Annotated in this window: 20 protein-coding genes; all 20 read right to left on the reverse strand. The window is 61.2% G+C overall.

The genetic code is table 11. From position 1 onward, the window contains the following. Position 1 precedes the first annotated feature (1 nt). The 20 genes from ACGYK4_RS00250 to ACGYK4_RS00345 all read right to left on the reverse strand — a co-directional run bounded on the left by ACGYK4_RS00250 (position 2) and on the right by ACGYK4_RS00345 (position 17,088). Positions 2-1,564 carry an NADH-quinone oxidoreductase subunit M gene (locus ACGYK4_RS00250; RefSeq protein WP_271687634.1) on the reverse strand — a complete coding sequence of 521 codons (1,563 nt, stop codon included), beginning with the start codon at positions 1,562-1,564 and terminating at the stop codon, positions 2-4. After that, a complete protein-coding gene (gene nuoL / locus ACGYK4_RS00255; protein WP_394454673.1) occupies positions 1,564-3,696 on the reverse strand; it encodes an NADH-quinone oxidoreductase subunit L in 2,133 nt (710 codons plus the stop codon). The genes ACGYK4_RS00250 and nuoL overlap by 1 nt, the downstream gene beginning before the upstream one ends. A 4-nt stretch (positions 3,697-3,700) precedes the next feature. Next, complete coding sequence (nuoK, locus tag ACGYK4_RS00260) at positions 3,701-4,006, reverse strand: NADH-quinone oxidoreductase subunit NuoK (RefSeq protein ID WP_007119508.1); 306 nt, start codon at positions 4,004-4,006, stop codon at positions 3,701-3,703. Between the two features lie 261 nt (positions 4,007-4,267). Beyond that, positions 4,268-4,870: an NADH-quinone oxidoreductase subunit J gene (locus ACGYK4_RS00265; protein ID WP_067268146.1), complete on the reverse strand. Its 603-nt coding sequence runs from the start codon at positions 4,868-4,870 to the stop codon at positions 4,268-4,270. Beyond that, complete coding sequence (locus ACGYK4_RS00270) at positions 4,867-5,283, reverse strand: carboxymuconolactone decarboxylase family protein (RefSeq protein WP_093926559.1); 417 nt, start codon at positions 5,281-5,283, stop codon at positions 4,867-4,869. Before ACGYK4_RS00270 ends, ACGYK4_RS00265 begins: the two co-directional genes overlap by 4 nt. Further along, a complete protein-coding gene (nuoI, locus tag ACGYK4_RS00275) occupies positions 5,280-5,774 on the reverse strand; it encodes an NADH-quinone oxidoreductase subunit NuoI (RefSeq protein WP_067263454.1) in 495 nt (164 codons plus the stop codon). The genes ACGYK4_RS00270 and nuoI overlap by 4 nt, the downstream gene beginning before the upstream one ends. 1 nt (position 5,775) lies before the next feature. After that, the gene (gene nuoH / locus ACGYK4_RS00280) at positions 5,776-6,816 is read right to left on the reverse strand and encodes an NADH-quinone oxidoreductase subunit NuoH (protein ID WP_394440813.1); all 1,041 of its coding nucleotides are present in this window, start codon (positions 6,814-6,816) and stop codon (positions 5,776-5,778) included. 6 nt (positions 6,817-6,822) lie between these two features. Continuing rightward, on the reverse strand, positions 6,823-7,197 hold the full coding sequence (locus ACGYK4_RS00285) for a hypothetical protein (protein WP_067263450.1): 375 nt from the start codon (positions 7,195-7,197) through the stop codon (positions 6,823-6,825). A gap of 5 nt (positions 7,198-7,202) precedes the next feature. After that, positions 7,203-9,218, reverse strand: coding sequence for an NADH-quinone oxidoreductase subunit NuoG (gene nuoG, locus ACGYK4_RS00290; RefSeq protein WP_394454674.1), 2,016 nt, complete (start codon positions 9,216-9,218; stop codon positions 7,203-7,205). Between the two features lie 4 nt (positions 9,219-9,222). Then, positions 9,223-9,633 (reverse strand): DUF5333 domain-containing protein, encoded by a 411-nt coding sequence (locus tag ACGYK4_RS00295; protein WP_271693446.1) that lies wholly within the window; start codon positions 9,631-9,633, stop codon positions 9,223-9,225. A 120-nt stretch (positions 9,634-9,753) separates the two neighbouring features. Beyond that, positions 9,754-10,080: a hypothetical protein gene (locus ACGYK4_RS00300; protein ID WP_394433572.1), complete on the reverse strand. Its 327-nt coding sequence runs from the start codon at positions 10,078-10,080 to the stop codon at positions 9,754-9,756. Positions 10,081-10,220: 140 nt separating this feature from the next. Beyond that, positions 10,221-11,516, reverse strand: coding sequence for an NADH-quinone oxidoreductase subunit NuoF (gene nuoF, locus ACGYK4_RS00305; RefSeq protein WP_209218008.1), 1,296 nt, complete (start codon positions 11,514-11,516; stop codon positions 10,221-10,223). Between the two features lie 5 nt (positions 11,517-11,521). Further along, positions 11,522-11,755: a DUF5337 domain-containing protein gene (locus tag ACGYK4_RS00310; RefSeq protein WP_067263425.1), complete on the reverse strand. Its 234-nt coding sequence runs from the start codon at positions 11,753-11,755 to the stop codon at positions 11,522-11,524. Positions 11,756-11,773: 18 nt separating this feature from the next. Further along, the gene (locus tag ACGYK4_RS00315; RefSeq protein WP_394454675.1) at positions 11,774-12,646 is read right to left on the reverse strand and encodes a hypothetical protein; all 873 of its coding nucleotides are present in this window, start codon (positions 12,644-12,646) and stop codon (positions 11,774-11,776) included. A 92-nt stretch (positions 12,647-12,738) separates the two neighbouring features. Further along, entirely contained in the window at positions 12,739-13,890 is a 1,152-nt protein-coding gene (locus ACGYK4_RS00320; protein WP_394433566.1) for an NADH-quinone oxidoreductase subunit E, read from the reverse strand. Positions 13,891-13,969: 79 nt separating this feature from the next. Continuing rightward, positions 13,970-15,214, reverse strand: a complete 1,245-nt coding sequence (locus ACGYK4_RS00325) for an NADH-quinone oxidoreductase subunit D (RefSeq protein ID WP_067263416.1) — start codon at positions 15,212-15,214, stop codon at positions 13,970-13,972. Further along, a complete protein-coding gene (locus ACGYK4_RS00330; protein ID WP_169306047.1) occupies positions 15,214-15,387 on the reverse strand; it encodes a hypothetical protein in 174 nt (57 codons plus the stop codon). Before ACGYK4_RS00330 ends, ACGYK4_RS00325 begins: the two co-directional genes overlap by 1 nt. Next, entirely contained in the window at positions 15,387-16,016 is a 630-nt protein-coding gene (locus tag ACGYK4_RS00335; RefSeq protein ID WP_136720172.1) for an NADH-quinone oxidoreductase subunit C, read from the reverse strand. Before ACGYK4_RS00335 ends, ACGYK4_RS00330 begins: the two co-directional genes overlap by 1 nt. A 101-nt stretch (positions 16,017-16,117) precedes the next feature. Next, a complete protein-coding gene (locus ACGYK4_RS00340) occupies positions 16,118-16,732 on the reverse strand; it encodes an NADH-quinone oxidoreductase subunit B family protein (protein ID WP_231886322.1) in 615 nt (204 codons plus the stop codon). Further along, positions 16,723-17,088, reverse strand: a complete 366-nt coding sequence (locus ACGYK4_RS00345; RefSeq protein WP_067263411.1) for an NADH-quinone oxidoreductase subunit A — start codon at positions 17,086-17,088, stop codon at positions 16,723-16,725. The genes ACGYK4_RS00340 and ACGYK4_RS00345 overlap by 10 nt, the downstream gene beginning before the upstream one ends. Positions 17,089-17,103: the final 15 nt, after the last annotated feature.

A 17,103-nucleotide genomic window follows, 5' to 3' on the forward strand; every position in this document is an offset into this window, starting at 1 on the left:
CTTAATGCGAGGCATCGGCGGTCTGCACGGCGGTATCAGCCGCCTCCAGCGCCATGTCGTAATTTTCAATCAGGGCCGCCACGGAGGGCCCGATCATGTCCAGCACCAGCGCCGGGTAGACGCCCAGGATCAGGGTCATCGCCACCAGAGGGGCAATGATCCATTTCTCACGCGCAGTCATATCGGTGATCGCCTTGAGGCTTTCCTTGATCAGGTCACCCATCACCACGCGGCGATAGAGCCACAGCGCATAGGCCGCCGAGAAGATCACGCCCGTCGTGGCCACGGCCGCCACCCAAGTGTTCACTTGGAAGGTCGCCATCAGCGTCAGGAATTCACCCACGAAGCCCGAAGTCCCCGGCAGGCCCACATTGGCCATGGTGAAGAACATGAAGACCAGCGCATAGGCGGGCATCCGGTTCACCAGACCGCCATAGGCGTCGATCTCACGAGTGTGCATCCGGTCATAGATCACACCGACGCTGAGGAAGAGCGCGCCTGAGATGAAGCCGTGGCTGATCATCTGGAAGATCGCCCCATCGACACCTTGCTGATTGGCCGCAAAGATGCCCATGGTCACAAAACCCATATGCGCGACCGAGGAATAGGCGATCAGCTTTTTCATGTCCTGCTGCACCAGCGCCACCAGCGAGGTGTAGACAATGGCGATGGCCGACATCCACAGGATCAGCGGCGTCATCACCTCGGCCCCCACTGGGAACATCGGCAAAGAGAAGCGCAAGAAGCCGTAACCGCCCATCTTGAGCAGGATCGCCGCCAGCACCACGGAGCCTGCCGTCGGCGCCTGAACGTGGGCATCGGGCAGCCAAGTGTGCACTGGCCACATCGGCATCTTGACCGCGAAGCTGGCGAAGAAGGCGAGGAACATCAGCGTCTGCATGCCGCCGACGATCTGGATGCCCAGAACCTCAAAGCTTTCGGAGCCGAAGTTATGCGTGAGCAGGCTGATTTCGCAGCCGCCGATGCAGGTGGTGCCCGCTTCGGTGAACATCGCCACCATCGCGACCAGCATCAGCACCGAGCCGAGGAAGGTGTAGAGGAAGAACTTAAAGCTCGCGTAAATACGCTCTTTCCCGCCCCAGATGCCGATGATCAGGAACATCGGGATCAGGCCGGCCTCAAAGAAGAGGTAGAAGAGCACCAGATCCAGCGCCATGAAGACGCCTAGCATCAGCGTTTCCAGCAGCAGGAAGGCGATCATGTATTCTTTGACGCGGTGCTCGACATTCCAGCTTGCCGCGATGACCAACGGCATCATGAAGGTGGTCAGCATCACGAAAAGGATCGAAATCCCGTCAACGCCAAGTCGGTACTTCAGGCCCAGCAGCCAGTCCGCCTCATCCACGAATTGGAAATCGGTGTTCGACGGGTCAAACTCGAACAGCACAAAAAGCGAGATCAGGAAGGTGACCGTAGTGGTGATGAAGGCCAACCATTTCGCATTGCGCCCGGCGGCAGCATCATCGCCCCGCAGAAAGACCGCAAGGATCAGCGCTGCGAATGCCGGAATGAATGTGATGATTGAAAGCAGATGCGTGTCCATCAGTTCGCTCCTCCGCTCATCGTCATCCATGTCACCAGAACGGCGATGCCGATCACCATGGCGAAGGCATAGGTGAAGATATAGCCCGTCTGTGCCTTACCTGCGAGGCGGGTGAAGAAGGGGATGATCCCCATGGCGATGCCATTAAGCGTGCCGTCGATCACAGTGCCATCGCCGCGTTTCCACAGGAACCGGCCGATCGTTTTGGCAGGACGCACGAAAATCACGTCGTAAACCTCATCAAAGTACCATTTGTTTTTCAGGAACAGGTAAAGCGGGCGTTGGTTTGCCGCCAGCCGTCCCGGGACGGTCGGGCTCCAGATATAGAACCACAGGGCCATGACCAGACCGGCCAGCATCGCGATGAAGGGCGAGACCTTGACCCATTTCGGCGCGGCATGGGCATCTTCCAGCACATGGTTGTCGGGTGCGAAGTAAAGCGCCCCCTCGCCCGGCGCACCGCCGAAGGCTTCGTGATGGGTGCCTGCGTCTTGGTGGCCTTCAACCAGCGCATCCGCGCCATGGTCGCCATCGACCGGACCAGTTGCGCCGTGGTCATCCTCGGCCCCTTCGACATGATCGTCGCCGTGGCCTGCCATCTCGGCCATCGGGATGCCGTAGAACTTGCCGACTTGATCCGCATGACCAAAGAAGCTGCCGTACCAGATCATCCCGGCAAAGACCGAGCCAAGCGCCAGAACGCCAAGCGGGATCAGCATGACCATCGGGCTTTCATGCGCATGCTCATGCGTGTGCTTGTTGCCGCGCGGCTTGCCAAAGAAGGTCAGGAAGATAAGGCGCCAGCTATAGAAGCTCGTCATCGCGGCTGCGATCACCAGCATCCAGAAGCCATACATCGACCCGCCACCCCAAGCGCTCTCGATAATCGCGTCCTTCGACAGGAAGCCCGCGAAACCGATATGCGTTAGCGGAATGCCAACGCCGGTGATGGCCAGCGTGCCGATCATCATCGCCCAGAAGGTATAGGGGATCTTTTTGCGCAGACCGCCGTAGTTGGTCATGTCCTGCTCATGGTGCATCGCATGGATGACCGAGCCCGCGCCCAAGAAGAGCATCGCCTTGAAGAAGGCGTGCGTGAAAAGGTGGAACATCGCCGCCGAATACATGCCCACGCCCGCGGCCACGAACATATAGCCAAGCTGCGACATGGTCGAATAGGCGATGACGCGTTTGATATCGGTCTGCACAAGGCCGATGGTCGCGGCGACAAAGGCAGTGGTGGCGCCGATCACGGTGACGAAACCCATCGCCTCGGGCGCGAATTCCATCACAGGCGACATGCGGCAGACAAGGAAAACGCCCGCGGTCACCATGGTCGCGGCGTGGATCAGCGCCGACACAGGCGTCGGGCCCTCCATCGCGTCAGGCAGCCATGTGTGCAGGAAAAGCTGCGCCGATTTACCCATCGCGCCGAGGAACAGCAGGAAGGCGATCAGGTTCGCTGCGTTCCAGTCGTTCCACAGGAAGGTAACGGACTGTTCGGCCAGATCGGGTGCGGCGGCAAAGATATCATCAAAGCGGATCGAGTCCGTCAGCATGTAAAGGCCAAAGATGCCGAGCAGGAAGGCAAAGTCCCCCACCCGGTTGACCACAAAGGCTTTCATCGCCGCGGCATTGGCCGACGGCTTGCGGAAGTAGAAACCGATCAGCAGGTAGGAGGCGACACCGACGCCTTCCCATCCAAAGAACATCTGCACGAGGTTGTCGGCTGTCACCAGCATCAACATCGCGAAGGTAAAGAACGACAGATAGGCAAAGAACCGAGGGCGATAGCTTTCGTTATCGCGGAAGTTCTCGTCATGGGCCATGTAGCCGAAGGAATAGAGGTGTACGAGGCTCGACACCGTGGTGATGACGATCAACATGATCGCGGTCAAACGGTCGAGCCGGATCGCCCAATCTGTGCTCAGCGTGCCGCTTTCGATAAAGCGCAGGATCTGAATTTGCTCGGCTGGGCCGTCCAGCGTCAGGAAGACCACCCAAGACAGGAAGGCGGCAAGGAACAGCAGCCCGGTGGCGACCCACTGGGCGGCCTTCTCACCGATGATCTTCCAGCCGAAACCGCAGAGGATGGCACCCACCAGCGGGGCGAATAGGATCGTGGTTTCCATTGCCTCAGCCCTTCATCACGTTGACATCTTCCACCGCGATCGAGCCACGGTTGCGGAAGAAACAGACCAAAATGGCGAGGCCGATGGCAGCCTCGGCAGCAGCGACGGTGAGCACGAAAAGCGTGAAGACCTGCCCCGTCAGATCACCAAGGAAGCTGGAAAAGGCGACGAGGTTGATGTTCACCGCAAGCAGCATCAATTCGATGCTCATCAGCAGAATGATCACGTTCTTGCGGTTCAGGAATAGCCCGAAGATGCCGATGACAAACAGCGTCGCCGCCACTGTCAGGTAATGCTCAAGTCCGATCATGTCGTCCCTTACGTTCCCGCCCTTTGATGGGCTTTGGTCGCGCCCCATTTAACGGGGCTTTTAGTATCACTTTGCCCCGGCTGCCACCGGGATTGCCGATGCTTTAGCCGATAAAGCTGTAGCCGCCGAAAAACACGACGATCAACACCACGACCAGTACCACGATTGTTGTTCTCGACATTTCGACGTCCCTTCTCTCTCTTGGTTCAGCCGTTCTCTTTCAAAGAGAACGGCCCCGGAATTTTCAAAAAATTCCGTCTGTTACAGGCCCTGCCCTGACTTCACGTCGCGCAGTTCCATCGCCTTGGCCGGGTCGCGCATCATCTGGGCCACCACGTCTTGGCGCTTCACGTCCTTGCGGTGACGCAATGTCAGCACGATCGCCCCGATCATCGCCACCAGCAGGATCAGCCCCGCCAGTTGGAACAGCAGGAAGTAACGATCATACAGCAGCAGGCCGAGGGCTTCGGTGTTGAACCGCGCGGGATCAATCGCATTGGCCCGCAGGCTCTCCGCCGCCGCGCTCTGCTCCCATGCGCCAAAGGCCATGACGAATTGCATCAAAATCACCAGCCCGATCAGCAAGGCCAAGGGCATGTAGCGCGCCATCTCGGCCTTGAGTTCGGCGAAGTCCACGTCGAGCATCATGACGACGAAGAGGAAAAGCACCGCCACCGCGCCCACATAGACGATGACCAGCAGCATTGCCACGAACTCCGCGCCGAGCAGAACAAAGAGCCCCGCCGCCGAAAGGAAGGACAGGATCAGCCAAAGCACCGAATGCACCGGGTTGCGGCTGATAACCGTGAACAGCCCGCCGGTGATGACGCTGATCGCGAAGAGGTAAAATGAAAAGACCGTCATGCGCCGTCTTCCTTCTTGGTATCTTTTTCTTCGTCTAGGACCGATTGCGCCAGTTCCAGCGCCCGGGTCATCGCGGGAAGCCCGGCAAAGACCGACATCTGGCTGATCGTCTCGACGATATGTTGTTTCGTGGCCCCCGCCTCGCGCGCGTGGCGCACGGTTTGGCGAAGGGCCATGTCATTCTGCGCGCCCTGCATGGTCAGCCCGGCTAGGGTCAGAAGCAGCCGTGTCCGCGCGTCCAGCCCGCCTTTGTTGACCGTGTCGCCGAACCAGAAATCCATCATTTCCTTCGGCATGGTGCCCATCATCGCCTCGAACCCTTTTGGCGAAAAAGCATCCATCGCTGGAAAGGCTTTCGCCATCTCCTGCGCTTGCTTCATCATCGCATCAAAAGGGTTCTTGGGGTCGCTCATCTGTAGGGCGCGTCCATTTCGAGGTTGCGGGCAATCTCGGCTTCCCAGCGTTCGCCGTTGTCCAAAAGCTTGGCCTTGTCGTAGTAGAGTTCTTCGCGGGTCTCGGTCGAGAACTCGAAGTTCGGGCCTTCGACGATGGCATCCACCGGGCAGGCTTCTTGGCAGAAACCGCAGTAGATGCATTTGGTCATGTCGATGTCATAGCGCGTGGTGCGGCGGCTGCCGTCTTCGCGGGCTTCGGCGTCGATGGTGATCGCCTGCGCAGGGCAGATCGCTTCGCAAAGCTTACAGGCAATGCAGCGTTCCTCCCCATTGGGATACCGGCGCAGCGCGTGTTCGCCACGGAAGCGGGGCGACAGCGGCCCCTTCTCATGCGGGTAGTTCAGCGTGGTTTTCGGCGCAAAGAAATAGCGCATCCCCAGCATGAACGCCTTGGCGTAATCCGCCAGCAGGAAATATTTCGCGGCGCGGGTGTAATCAGTCGCAGCCATATCAGCCCCCTACGGTCCAGCGGGCGTAGATGCCCCAGAACCAATCGAATTTTGCAGCGAATGCCACGAAGACCACCCAGAAGAGCGAGAAGGGAAGGAAGACTTTCCACCCCAGCCGCATCAGCTGATCATAGCGGTAGCGCGGCGTGATAGCCTTCACCATGGCGAACATGAAGAAGACCATCAGCATCTTGATGAACATCCAGAAGAAGCCATCGGGCAGGAACGGCACCGGCGACAGCCAGCCACCGAAGAACATCAGCGACACCAGCGCGCACATCAGCACCACGGCCACCAACTCGCCGATCATGAACAGCAGGAACGGGGTCGAGGAGTACTCCACCTGGTAACCCGCGACGAGTTCCGATTCTGCTTCCGGCAGGTCGAAGGGCGGGCGGTTGGTCTCCGCCAGCGCCGAGATGAAGAACAGGATCAACATCGGGAAATGCGGCAGGAAGTACCAGTTGAACAGGCCCCAGTCGCCGTCCTGCGCCGCCACGATGGACGAGAAGTTCATCGAACCGGTCGAGAGGATCACGCCGATGATGATCAGACCGATCGACACTTCGTAAGAGATCATCTGCGCGGCGGAGCGCAGAGAACCCAAGAAGGGATATTTCGAGTTCGACGCCCAACCGCCCATGATCACGCCGTAAACCTCAAGCGAGGAGACGGCGAAGACATAGAGGATCGCCACGTTGATGTCCGACAGGATCCAGCCGTCGTTAAACGGGATCACCGCCCAGGCGATCATCGCCATCACAAAGGAAATCATCGGCGCAAGGAAGAAAACCCCCTTGTCTGCGCCCGCCGGAACCACCACTTCCTTAACGATATATTTGAGGAAGTCGGCAAAACTCTGCAGCAGGCCGAAGACGCCCACAACGTTGGGGCCGCGGCGCATCATCACGGCGGCCCAGATCTTGCGGTCGGCATACATGAGGAAGGCCAGCGCCAGCAGCAGCGGCACCACCAGCAGCAACACCTGCCCAACCGTCAGCAGGCCGATGCCCAGATAGGTGTTGTAAAAGAAATCAGCCATAAGTCCTCACACCGTCGGAATGCCGCGTTCCGCGCATTGAAACGCGGTCACTTCGGCATCAATTGTCTTCAAGCCTTTGGGCAGGCTCGGCGAGATTGTGTAAACAGCATCTGCCCGCCATATGCCACCCTCTTCGCTCACATTTGTCCGCACATGACGCGCAAAACCGTAGCCCCGGATCAGCGTGTATTGCGCGGCGGCGCATTCGGCGTAGTCCGACACGTCCTGCGCCGAAAGCGCCTTGGTCATCGCCACGTTGAATTGCACCAAATCCCCGTCCAAAAGCTGGGTTTCGACCCCCTTGTAATCGGGGATAAAATCCTCGGCCACCGGCACCTGCGGTTCGCAGGCGGCCAGTAGCATCAAGGGGGCCAACGCCATTGTTCTCACTCCGCCGCCATCGGCTCGGCCCGGCGCGCGGCGGCCAGTGCCGACAGTTCCGCCATCAACTGGCTGGCCCGCGCGATCGGGTTGGAGAGATAGAAGTCACGCACCGCAGGCGCGAAAGACGCATCGCCCAGCTTGCCCTCAGGCAGCGCGTTCCATTCGTTTTCCGGCACCTCATCGACATTCGCCAGATGCGGCACGGCCTCGGTCAGCTTGCGGCGCAGCTCGGCAATGGAATCATAGCCCAGTTGCGCGCCCATCTCAGCCGAAAGCGCCCGAAGAATCGCCCAGTTCTCTTTCGCCTGCCCCGGTGCAAAGCCTGCGCGCAGCGCCAGCTGCGGACGGCCTTCGGTGTTGACGAACAGCCCCGGCTCCTCGGTGTAGGCAGCACCCGGCAAGATGATGTCGGCACGGTGTGCGCCGCGGTCGCCATGGCTGCCTTGGTAGATCACGAAGGGGCCTTCGCCGATCTCGATCTCGTCGGCACCGAGGTTGTAGATCACCTCTGCCGCGTTCACGTCGTCCATACCGTTTTCGGCCACGGCACCGATGTCCATGGCACCGACGCGCGAGGCGGCGGTGTGCAGGACCATCAGCTTGCTCTTGGTCTTCTCGGCCAGTTCCATCGCTTTCGCCAGAACCGCCGAACCATCGGCTTCGCGCAGGGCGCCCTGCCCGACGACGATCACCGAAGGCTGCTCCAACACTTCGTCGAAGTCGCTGCCCATCAGCTTGTCGAGCGTCGCGCGGTCGTTGCCCAGATGGTGATGCGGATAAGTCAGATCGGCCGCCTCGCCGATCAGGCCGATCTCGGCACCGTTGGTCCACGCCTTGCGGATGCGCGCGTTCAACACGGGTGCTTCGACCGCCGGGTTACAACCGATCAGCTGGATCATCTTGGCGCTGTCCAGATCTTCGATCCGGGCGTTGCCGACATAGCCGAAACGGTTGCCCGCGGGCAGTTTCGCGCCATCGGTGCGGCATTCGACAACACCGCCCTGCCCTTCGATCAACTGCTTCAGCGCGAAGCTCGCCTCCACCGGGGCCAGATCGCCAATGAGACCGGCCAGCTTCTTACCCTTCATCGCGGCGGCGGCGGCATTCAGCGCCTCGGGCCAGCTGGCTTTGCGCAGCTTGCCGTTCTCCCGGATGTAAGGTGTGTCAAGACGCTGGCGGCGCAGACCGTCCCAAACGAAGCGGGTCTTGTCGGAAATCCACTCCTCGTTCACGCCGTCATGGTTGCGCGGCAGGAAGCGCATCACTTCGCGGCCCTTGGTGTCGACGCGGATGTTGGAGCCGAGCGCATCCATCACGTCGATGCTCTCGGTCTTGCTGAGTTCCCACGGACGCGCGGTAAAGGCGTAGGGTTTGGACACCAGCGCGCCCACCGGGCAAAGATCGATGATATTGCCCGACAGGTTGCTGTCGATCAGCGCGCCGAGATAGGTCGTGATCTCCGCATCCTCGCCGCGGCCTGTCTGGCCCATGACGTGCTGGCCCGCGACCTCGGTCGTGAAGCGCACGCAGCGGGTGCAGGAGATACAGCGCGTCATATGGGTTTCCACCAGCGGGCCGAGATCGAGATCTTCGGTCGCGCGCTTGGGCTCGCGGTAGCGCGAGAAGTCGACGCCGTAGGCCATCGCCTGGTCCTGCAGGTCGCACTCACCGCCCTGGTCGCAGATCGGGCAATCGAGCGGGTGGTTGATGAGCAGGAATTCCATCACGCCTTCGCGGGCCTTCTTGACCATGGGCGAGTTGGTTTTCACGACCGGCGGCTGGCCCTCGGGACCGGGGCGCAGGTCGCGCACCTGCATGGCGCAGGAGGCGGCGGGCTTGGGCGGCCCGCCGACGACTTCCACAAGACACATGCGGCAGTTGCCCGCGATCGACAGACGCTCGTGGTAACAGAAGCGCGGCACTTCGATGCCGACCTGCTCGCAGGCCTGAATGAGCGTCATCGCCCCTTCGACTTCGACTTCCTTACCGTCGATGATGATCTTGCGGATATCGCTCATAAGCTCACTTTGCCTTCAGTAACGAACCGATCCGGCTCGATTTTTGAATCTCTTCGCGTCCAAGCGCACAATAGCTTTGCGGGTCCGAAGTATCGACCCCCTTGGCCTTGAAAAACGCGGCGCCCCGCGCTCTCATGCGCGCTTTTTCAGCGTCACTATCAATATAGGCGTCGATCTCGGCGTCGGAGTAGCCCAGATCGCCCGCCTTGCCTTTCAGGTCCCAAGCCATCTTGACCGCGCGCAGCATCCGCGCGCTGATGTCGGGGCAGTTCTTACGGATGATGTCGGCCACGCCCATGTCCAAGAGCGCATCGTCGATGGCAGCCACCTCGCGCAGCGGCGGTTTGGCGGCGACCGGTGTCACGGTGGCGGCGGTCAGGCTCAGGCCCATCACGGCGATCATCAGGGTGCGCATATCAATTCTCCTTCAAGCAGCGGGCCGGAACGGCCCGTCTGACAGATGGAGATTGCAGGCCGTGATATTCAATATCACCGCCGCAAAGACCCGCAGGCCCGCGATATGTCGCCGATGCGATCACTGTGGGCAGTGGCCCTGAAAGGTCAGCGCCCCGCCATCGAACCGCAGCGCGCTTGCCGGGGCATCGGGGCCAAAGGTCCAGTCGATTTTCGAGTTGCCGTAGTTGCCGACACAGTATTTCACCGCCTCATAGCGCGCCGCTGCACGGGCGCCGTCGATGGATTTGCCGGCGTCCTTGACCGTCACCTGAAAGACATCCCGCTGGCCGTCGACCTTGCGTAGTTTGGTGTTGAAATACTGCCCGTCAAAGGCAATCCGCTCGCCATCATTGGCGCAGCCCGCCAGCAGGGCGCTGAGCGTCAGAACCGTCAAAGCATATTTCATAGACCTACTCCGATGCGCCATGGGCCTCGGCCTTGCCGACCGCCCCGCGCCTGTTGTGGACGGACGCGCCTGACGCGCGCCCGCTATCGCCGCTCCTGCGTCAAGCGTCAAGCCGGTAAGGCCCGCCGCCGCGCAGGGTTTCACTCCGCCGCGACCGCGCTGACGCGGCCCGTGCGCTTGTGTTTGATCCGATCTTCGATCTCATCGCGGAAGTGGCGGATCAGACCTTGGATCGGCCAAGCCGCCGCATCGCCGAGCGCGCAGATCGTGTGGCCCTCGACCTGTTTGGTCACGTCGAGCAGCATGTCGATCTCTTCCGGCTCGGCATCGCCCGAGACCAGACGGTCCATCACCCGCATCATCCAACCGGTGCCTTCGCGGCAGGGCGTGCACTGGCCGCAGCTTTCGTGTTTGTAGAACTTCGACAGCCGCCAGATCGCTTTGATCACGTCGGTGGAGTTGTCCATCACGATCACCGCCGCGGTGCCGAGGCCCGAGCGCTGCTCACGCAGGTAGTCGAAATCCATGATCGCGTCGCGCATGTCCTTGCCGGGGATCAACGGCACCGACGACCCGCCGGGGATCACCGCCTTGAGGTTGTCCCAGCCGCCGCGGATGCCGCCGCAATGGGTCTCGATCAGCTCTTCAAAGGAGATCGACATCGCCTCTTCAACGACACAGGGGTTATTGACGTGACCCGAGATCGCAAAGAGCTTGGTGCCCGCGTTATTGGCGCGGCCAAAGCCCGCGAACCACTCTGGGCCACGGCGTAGAATGGTCGGCACCACGGCGATGGATTCGACGTTGTTCACCGTGGTCGGGCAACCGTAGAGGCCTGCACCCGCCGGGAAAGGCGGTTTCATCCGGGGCATGCCCTTCTTGCCTTCGAGGCTTTCCAGCAGCGCGGTTTCTTCGCCGCAGATATAGGCCCCTGCCCCGTGGTGCAGGTAGATATCGAAATCCCAGCCCGATTTGCTGGCGTTCTTGCCCACCAGACCGGCCTCATAGGCCTCATCAATCGCGGCCTGCAGGGCTTCGCGCTCGCGGATATACTCGCCGCGCAGGTAGATATAGCAGGTATGCGCGTTCATCGCGAAAGAGGCGATCAGGCAGCCTTCGATCAGCGTATGCGGATCGTGGCGCATGATCTCACGGTCTTTGCAGGTGCCCGGCTCGGATTCGTCGGCGTTGACCACAAGGTATGCCGGGCGGCCATCGCTTTCCTTCGGCATGAAGGACCACTTAAGCCCCGTGGGGAAGCCCGCCCCACCCCGGCCCCGCAGGCCAGAGGCTTTCATCTGGTCGACGATCCAATCGCGGCCCTTTTGAATGATCCCGGCGGTGCCATCCCAATGGCCGCGCGCCTGCGCGCCTTTCAGGGTGCGGTCATGCATGCCGTAGATGTTGGTAAAAATGCGGTCTTTGTCCTGAAGCATGATGCCTACCTTTGGTTCTCACGGCTGGCCCGGCGGGCCTGCCACATTTGATATATCACGACCATCGCCCAGAAAAGCGCGGCCAGTGCAGCAAAGTCGAAGAGCAGCGCATAACGCCCCGGCAGGCCAAGCGCCGGGCCAGCCCATTGCATGGCCAGCCACAAGCACATGGTCACGGCAATGACCAGCCCCGCGGTGCGGCCCTTGCGGGCAAGCGCTCTGTCTTCGGCTTCGCTCATGTCTCTCTCTTACCCCGATCAGCCCTCGGCCTTGCCGTCACTGGCAAGCGCCTTGGCCTGACCGATCCAATCATCGCGCCGGATACGGCCCTTGAAACGCAGACGGGAATCGACCCAGTCGATTTCCTCCCCCTCAAGGGCCGCGATCTGGTCGAAATGGAAGATGCCCAATTCATTCAGCGTCTGCTCCAGCTTCGGCCCGATGCCGCCAATGCGCTTGAGGTCATCCGCCCCACCCGCACGGGGTGCCTCCAGCAGCGCGGGTTTGCCATCGGTCGATGCGCCGCCTGTCGCCCCCTTGGGCGCGGTCTCGACGGTCTCTTCCGGGGTGGTCACCACCGCGGGCGCCTCTTCGGCTTCGACAACCTGTTCCGGGGCAGCTTCAACGGCGGCTGTGTCGGCCACAGGCGGCGTCGGCGTTGTTTCCTCGGAGGTTCCGGCGGGTTCTTCCTCGCCCGCCACGTCGACCTCGGCAACATCATCCGGCGCGGCCTCAACGGCAGCCGTATCGGCCACGGGCGCATTCGGTGGTGTCTCTGCCACAGGCTCAACCGGCGTGCTGGCCTTTCGCGCGGCCCCGATGCCCGCGTCACCGGCAGGGACCGTGCCCACCGCTGGCGAGACGCTGTCCGATGCTGTCGGTGCCGCTCCAACCGATGCTGCTGCCGCGCTGCGCGTGTTGTCTTGCGGTGCGGCGGCTGGCACGTCTTTGCACAGCAGGGTCATCGCCAGATAGCCCACGATCACCGCCACCAGCACACCGGCCAAAATAGACATCAACAGACCCCAGATGCCGAAAGCCAGCAACAGGAATGCCACGAGCAAACCGACACCGGCACCCAGCCACCAGCAGCGCTTGGTGCAGGCTTCTCGTTCCGAAATATCCGTCATGACTGTCCTTCTCTCCCTTGATGCGGGCGATGCGGCTTATGGCTCTGCGGGGTGGTGTGGGTGCCGTCTTTGGCCCGTTGTTAATCTCCGTCTTATTCTTCTGCGAGGCGCGCGGCCTGCTCTACCCAGTTGTCGCGGCTGACGCGGCCTTTGAACCCTTCGAGGTTCTGGTCGACCCAAGCGACCTCCTCAGGGCCCCATTGGGCGATCTGATCAAAGTGGTAGAAACCCATTCCGTTGAGCATCTGCTCCAGCTTCGGACCGACGCCTTTGATCTTTTTCAGATCATCCGCCTCGCCCTCACGCGGGCCGTCCAACTGTGCGGGCTTTTGGCCGGGCGTCGCGGGGGTGTCGGTCTCGGCCTCGGCGGCATCGACGGTTTCACCCGCGGGGTCGCGCTTGGAACGCGGCTTGCTTTTCGAGGCGGCCTCGGCCTCCTGCTCGGTGATGCCGGTCTTGTCGGCGCTTTCGCCCTCGGCGGGACGCGGCTCTTCGGCTTCGACCTCTTCCACGGTTTCAGGCTCCGGCGCGTCGGGCTTGCGCTGCCATGGGGTCAGCAGCGGCACCTCGGTGCCGTCGATGCGCTTGACCGTATCGCCGATATCGACCGCCGCTTGCGCGCTGGCGTTATACTGCGTGCGCCCGCTTTCGTGATCCGTGAGGCTGGTCAACCCGCCCAGAGGCTCGGAGGCATAGCGCCCGTTCTGCGGCCCAGGCACGGGCACGCGCCCCTCGCTCAACTCATCAAGGATTTCGTTCAGCCGCGCGGTGGTCAGGTCTTCGTAATAGTCCTTGCCGATCTGCGCCATGGGGGCGTTGGAACAGGCGCCGAGGCATTCGACCTCTTCCCAAGAAAAACGCCCATCCGCCGACAACTCATGCGGCTTGGCGGCGATACGCTCTTTGCAGACGGCGACCAGATCCTCGGCCCCGCAAATCATGCAGGAGGTGGTGCCGCAAACTTGGATATGTGCCACGGAACCAACGGGTTGCAGTTGGAACATGAAGTAGAAGGTCGCCACTTCGAGGCCCCGGATATAGGCCATGCCCAGCATTTCCGACACATGTTCGATTGCCGGGCGGGTCAACCAGCCCTCTTGCTCCTGCGCGCGCCACAAAAGCGGGATGATCGCGCTGGCCTGACGGCCTTCGGGGTATTTGGTGATTTGCGCTTCGGCCCATTCTTGGTTGGCGGGCGTGAAGGCAAAACTGTCGGGCTGGTCAGGGTGTAGACGGCGGAGCATTAGTTCGAACCTATGGTCAGGCGGAGGCCAATGATGCCCCCGGCGTAAATTTCTTCAAAACGGGGTGACGCCAGCGGCATCACCGGTCGATCTCTCCAAAGACGACGTCCATGGTGCCGATGATCGCGGCCACATCGGCAAGCTGGTGGCCGCTGGCCACATGGTCCATCGCCTGCAAGTGCAAGAAGCCCGGCGCGCGGATTTTGGAGCGATAGGGTTTGTTGGAGCCATCGGCCACAAGGTAGACGCCAAACTCGCCCTTGGGCGCTTCGACGGCGCAGTAAACCTCGCCCTTGGGGACGTGGAACCCTTCGGTGTAAAGCTTGAAGTGGTGGATCAGGCTTTCCATGTCGGTCTTCATCGCGGTGCGCGATGGCGGGGTGATCTTGCCCCGGGCCAGCACATCGCCCTGCCCTTCGGGGGCGCGCAGCTTCTCGATCGCTTGCTGGATGATGTAGGTCGACTGGCGCATCTCTTCCATCCGGCAGAGGTAGCGGTCAAAGCAGTCGCCGTTCTTGCCCACGGGGATCTGGAAGTCGAATTCATCGTAGCATTCATAGGGCTGCGCGCGGCGCAGGTCCCAAGCAAAGCCAGACCCGCGCACCATCACACCGCTGAAGCCGTAGTTGAGAATGTCCTCTTCGGTCACGATGCCGATGTCGACGTTGCGCTGTTTGAAGATGCGGTTCTCGGTCAGCAGCTCATCGATGTCGACCATGAACTTCTTGAGGAACTGTTCGCACCAGGCTTCGATATCGTCCAGCAGCGCGGGCGGCAGGTCTTGGTGGACACCGCCGGGGCGGAAGTACGCCGCGTGCAGACGCGCGCCGCAGGCCCGCTCGTAAAAGATCATCAGGCTCTCACGCTCTTCAAAGCCCCAGAGCGGCGGCGTCAGCGCGCCCACGTCCAGCGCCTGCGTGGTGATGTTGAGAAGGTGGTTCAGAATGCGCCCGATTTCCGAGAACAGCACCCGGATCAGCGAGGCACGGCGCGGCACCACCGTGTCGGTCAGCTTTTCGATGGCCAGACACCAAGCGTGCTCTTGGTTCATCGGGGCCACGTAATCCAGCCGGTCGAAATACGGCAGGTTTTGCAGGTAGGTGCGGCTTTCCATCAGTTTTTCGGTGCCACGGTGCAGCAGGCCGATATGGGGGTCGCAACGCTCTACCACCTCACCATCAAGCTCAAGCACCAGACGCAAAACCCCGTGTGCGGCAGGGTGTTGCGGGCCGAAGTTGATGTTGAAGTTGCGAATCTTCTGCTCGCCGGACTCAAAGTCGGTCGACCCGTCGTCAAAGGCTTTTGTGCGAATGTCGCCGTCCATTACCGTTTCTCCAGTTCTTGCAGCTTCATGCCCATCCACCACAGCAGGGCAATCGTGCCCAGCGGGATCAGACAGGCCACCGCCCAGTATTTGTTGATGCCGAAGAACGGCAGCAGTTTGACCATCGGAATGGCGGTCAGCGCCGAGAGGATCAGCCACCAAAGCCCGCCCATTACTTCGCGTCCTTGCTCACATGACCGTCGGGTGCCGACTTGTCGTCGCCGGGCAGGATGTAATCAGCCCCTTCCCAAGGCGACATGAAGTCGAACTGGCGGTATTCCTGAACGAGGCTCACAGGCTCATAGACCACACGTTTGGCGCCTTCGTCATAGCGCACTTCGGTATAGCCGGTGGTCGGAAAATCCTTGCGCAGCGGGTGCCCGCGGAAACCATAGTCCGTCAGAATACGGCGCAGGTCCGGGTGGCCGGAAAAGAGGATGCCGAACATGTCAAAGACTTCACGCTCGAACCAATCGGCACTGGGGTGCACGCCGGTGATGGAGGGCACCATGTCCTTCTCCCGCGCGGCGGCGCGCAGGCGAATGCGCTGGTTTTGGTACATCGACAGGAAGTGGTAAACCACGTCGAAACGCTTGGCCCGGCCCGGATAATCCACCGCCGTAATGTCCACCAAAGTCGAGAAGCGGCAGGTCGGGTCACCTTTGAGGAACTCGACAAGCCCGGCGACATTGGCCAGCGCCACATCCATGTTCAACTCACCCTTGGTGACATCCCATCCGAGCACGCAATCGGGGCGTTTGGCTTCGATATAGGCCCCAAGTTCCTGCAGTTGTTCGCTCATCGCAAATCTTCCTTCCACGCGCCGATCAACGCCATCTCACTGTCCCGCGCCTTTGGCGCTTTGTCCTTCTGCCTGCCCCGCTGGTGGCGCAGGCGGTTGCCTTAGCGCACGATCGTCCCGGTGCGGCGGATCTTACGCTGCAACTGGAGGATACCATAAAGCAGTGCTTCCGCCGTCGGCGGGCAGCCGGGCACATAGACATCGACCGGCACGATGCGGTCACAGCCGCGCACAACCGAATAGCTGTAGTGATAGTAACCGCCGCCATTGGCGCAGGACCCCATCGAGATCACATAGCGCGGTTCTGGCATCTGGTCGTAAACCTTGCGCAGCGCCGGGGCCATCTTGTTGGTCAGCGTGCCCGCGACGATCATCAGGTCCGACTGGCGCGGAGAAGCGCGCGGCGCGGTGCCAAAACGCTCAAGGTCATAGCGCGGCATGGAGCTGTGCATCATCTCAACCGCGCAGCAGGCCAGACCGAATGTCATCCAGTGCAACGAGCCGGTGCGCGCCCAGTTGATGATGTCTTCGGTAGAAGTCAGCAGGAAGCCCTTGTCCTGCAACTCGGCATTCAGGCTTTGTGTGGCGAACTCAGGGTCCGGCCCCGCGCCATATTGGCCGTAGGCCGCAGGGGCGGAGGCGCCGGATTTCACCCGCGGGCTTTGGTGGCCATCGCCCATCACCGGGGTGACGAGTGCGTCATCTTTTACTGCCATTCCAGCGCTCCCTTCTTCCATTCATAGGCGAAGCCCGCCGTCAGCACGCCCAAGAACACCATCATCGACCAGAAGCCCACCATGCTCACCTCTTTAAAGGCCACGGCCCATGGGAAGAGGAAGGCGATTTCAAGGTCGAAGATGATGAAGAGGATCGAGACCAGATAGAAACGCACGTCAAACTTCATCCGCGCATCGTCGAATGCGTTGAACCCGCATTCATAGGCCGAGACCTTCTCCGGGTCAGGATTGCGCACGGCCACGACCACGGCGGCGAGGATCAGCACAAGGCCAAGGCCAATCGCCACGGCCAGAAAAACGAGGATGGGCAGGTATTCCCGCAGCATGTCGTCCAAGGGGATGCTCCTTTC

The organism is Sulfitobacter sp. 1A13368, from assembly GCF_043557275.1.
Classification (GTDB): Bacteria; Pseudomonadota; Alphaproteobacteria; order Rhodobacterales; family Rhodobacteraceae; genus Sulfitobacter; species Sulfitobacter faviae.

Bases quoted from the DNA above. Each gene is read 5' to 3' on its own strand.
- ACGYK4_RS00250 (WP_271687634.1), bottom strand. From the start codon at position 1,564: ATGGACACGCATCTGCTTTCAATCATCACATTCATTCCGGCATTCGCA.
- nuoL (WP_394454673.1), bottom strand. From the start codon at position 3,696: ATGGAAACCACGATCCTATTCGCCCCGCTGGTGGGTGCCATCCTCTGC.
- nuoK (WP_007119508.1), bottom strand. From the start codon at position 4,006: ATGATCGGACTTGAGCATTACCTGACAGTGGCGGCGACGCTGTTTGTC.
- ACGYK4_RS00265 (WP_067268146.1), bottom strand. From the start codon at position 4,870: ATGACGGTCTTTTCATTTTACCTCTTCGCGATCAGCGTCATCACCGGC.
- ACGYK4_RS00270 (WP_093926559.1), bottom strand. From the start codon at position 5,283: ATGAGCGACCCCAAGAACCCTTTTGATGCGATGATGAAGCAAGCGCAG.
- nuoI (WP_067263454.1), bottom strand. From the start codon at position 5,774: ATGGCTGCGACTGATTACACCCGCGCCGCGAAATATTTCCTGCTGGCG.
- nuoH (WP_394440813.1), bottom strand. From the start codon at position 6,816: ATGGCTGATTTCTTTTACAACACCTATCTGGGCATCGGCCTGCTGACG.
- ACGYK4_RS00285 (WP_067263450.1), bottom strand. From the start codon at position 7,197: ATGGCGTTGGCCCCCTTGATGCTACTGGCCGCCTGCGAACCGCAGGTG.
- nuoG (WP_394454674.1), bottom strand. From the start codon at position 9,218: ATGAGCGATATCCGCAAGATCATCATCGACGGTAAGGAAGTCGAAGTC.
- ACGYK4_RS00295 (WP_271693446.1), bottom strand. From the start codon at position 9,633: ATGCGCACCCTGATGATCGCCGTGATGGGCCTGAGCCTGACCGCCGCC.
- ACGYK4_RS00300 (WP_394433572.1), bottom strand. From the start codon at position 10,080: ATGAAATATGCTTTGACGGTTCTGACGCTCAGCGCCCTGCTGGCGGGC.
- nuoF (WP_209218008.1), bottom strand. From the start codon at position 11,516: ATGCTTCAGGACAAAGACCGCATTTTTACCAACATCTACGGCATGCAT.
- ACGYK4_RS00310 (WP_067263425.1), bottom strand. From the start codon at position 11,755: ATGAGCGAAGCCGAAGACAGAGCGCTTGCCCGCAAGGGCCGCACCGCG.
- ACGYK4_RS00315 (WP_394454675.1), bottom strand. From the start codon at position 12,646: ATGACGGATATTTCGGAACGAGAAGCCTGCACCAAGCGCTGCTGGTGG.
- ACGYK4_RS00320 (WP_394433566.1), bottom strand. From the start codon at position 13,890: ATGCTCCGCCGTCTACACCCTGACCAGCCCGACAGTTTTGCCTTCACG.
- ACGYK4_RS00325 (WP_067263416.1), bottom strand. From the start codon at position 15,214: ATGGACGGCGACATTCGCACAAAAGCCTTTGACGACGGGTCGACCGAC.
- ACGYK4_RS00330 (WP_169306047.1), bottom strand. From the start codon at position 15,387: ATGGGCGGGCTTTGGTGGCTGATCCTCTCGGCGCTGACCGCCATTCCG.
- ACGYK4_RS00335 (WP_136720172.1), bottom strand. From the start codon at position 16,016: ATGAGCGAACAACTGCAGGAACTTGGGGCCTATATCGAAGCCAAACGC.
- ACGYK4_RS00340 (WP_231886322.1), bottom strand. From the start codon at position 16,732: ATGGCAGTAAAAGATGACGCACTCGTCACCCCGGTGATGGGCGATGGC.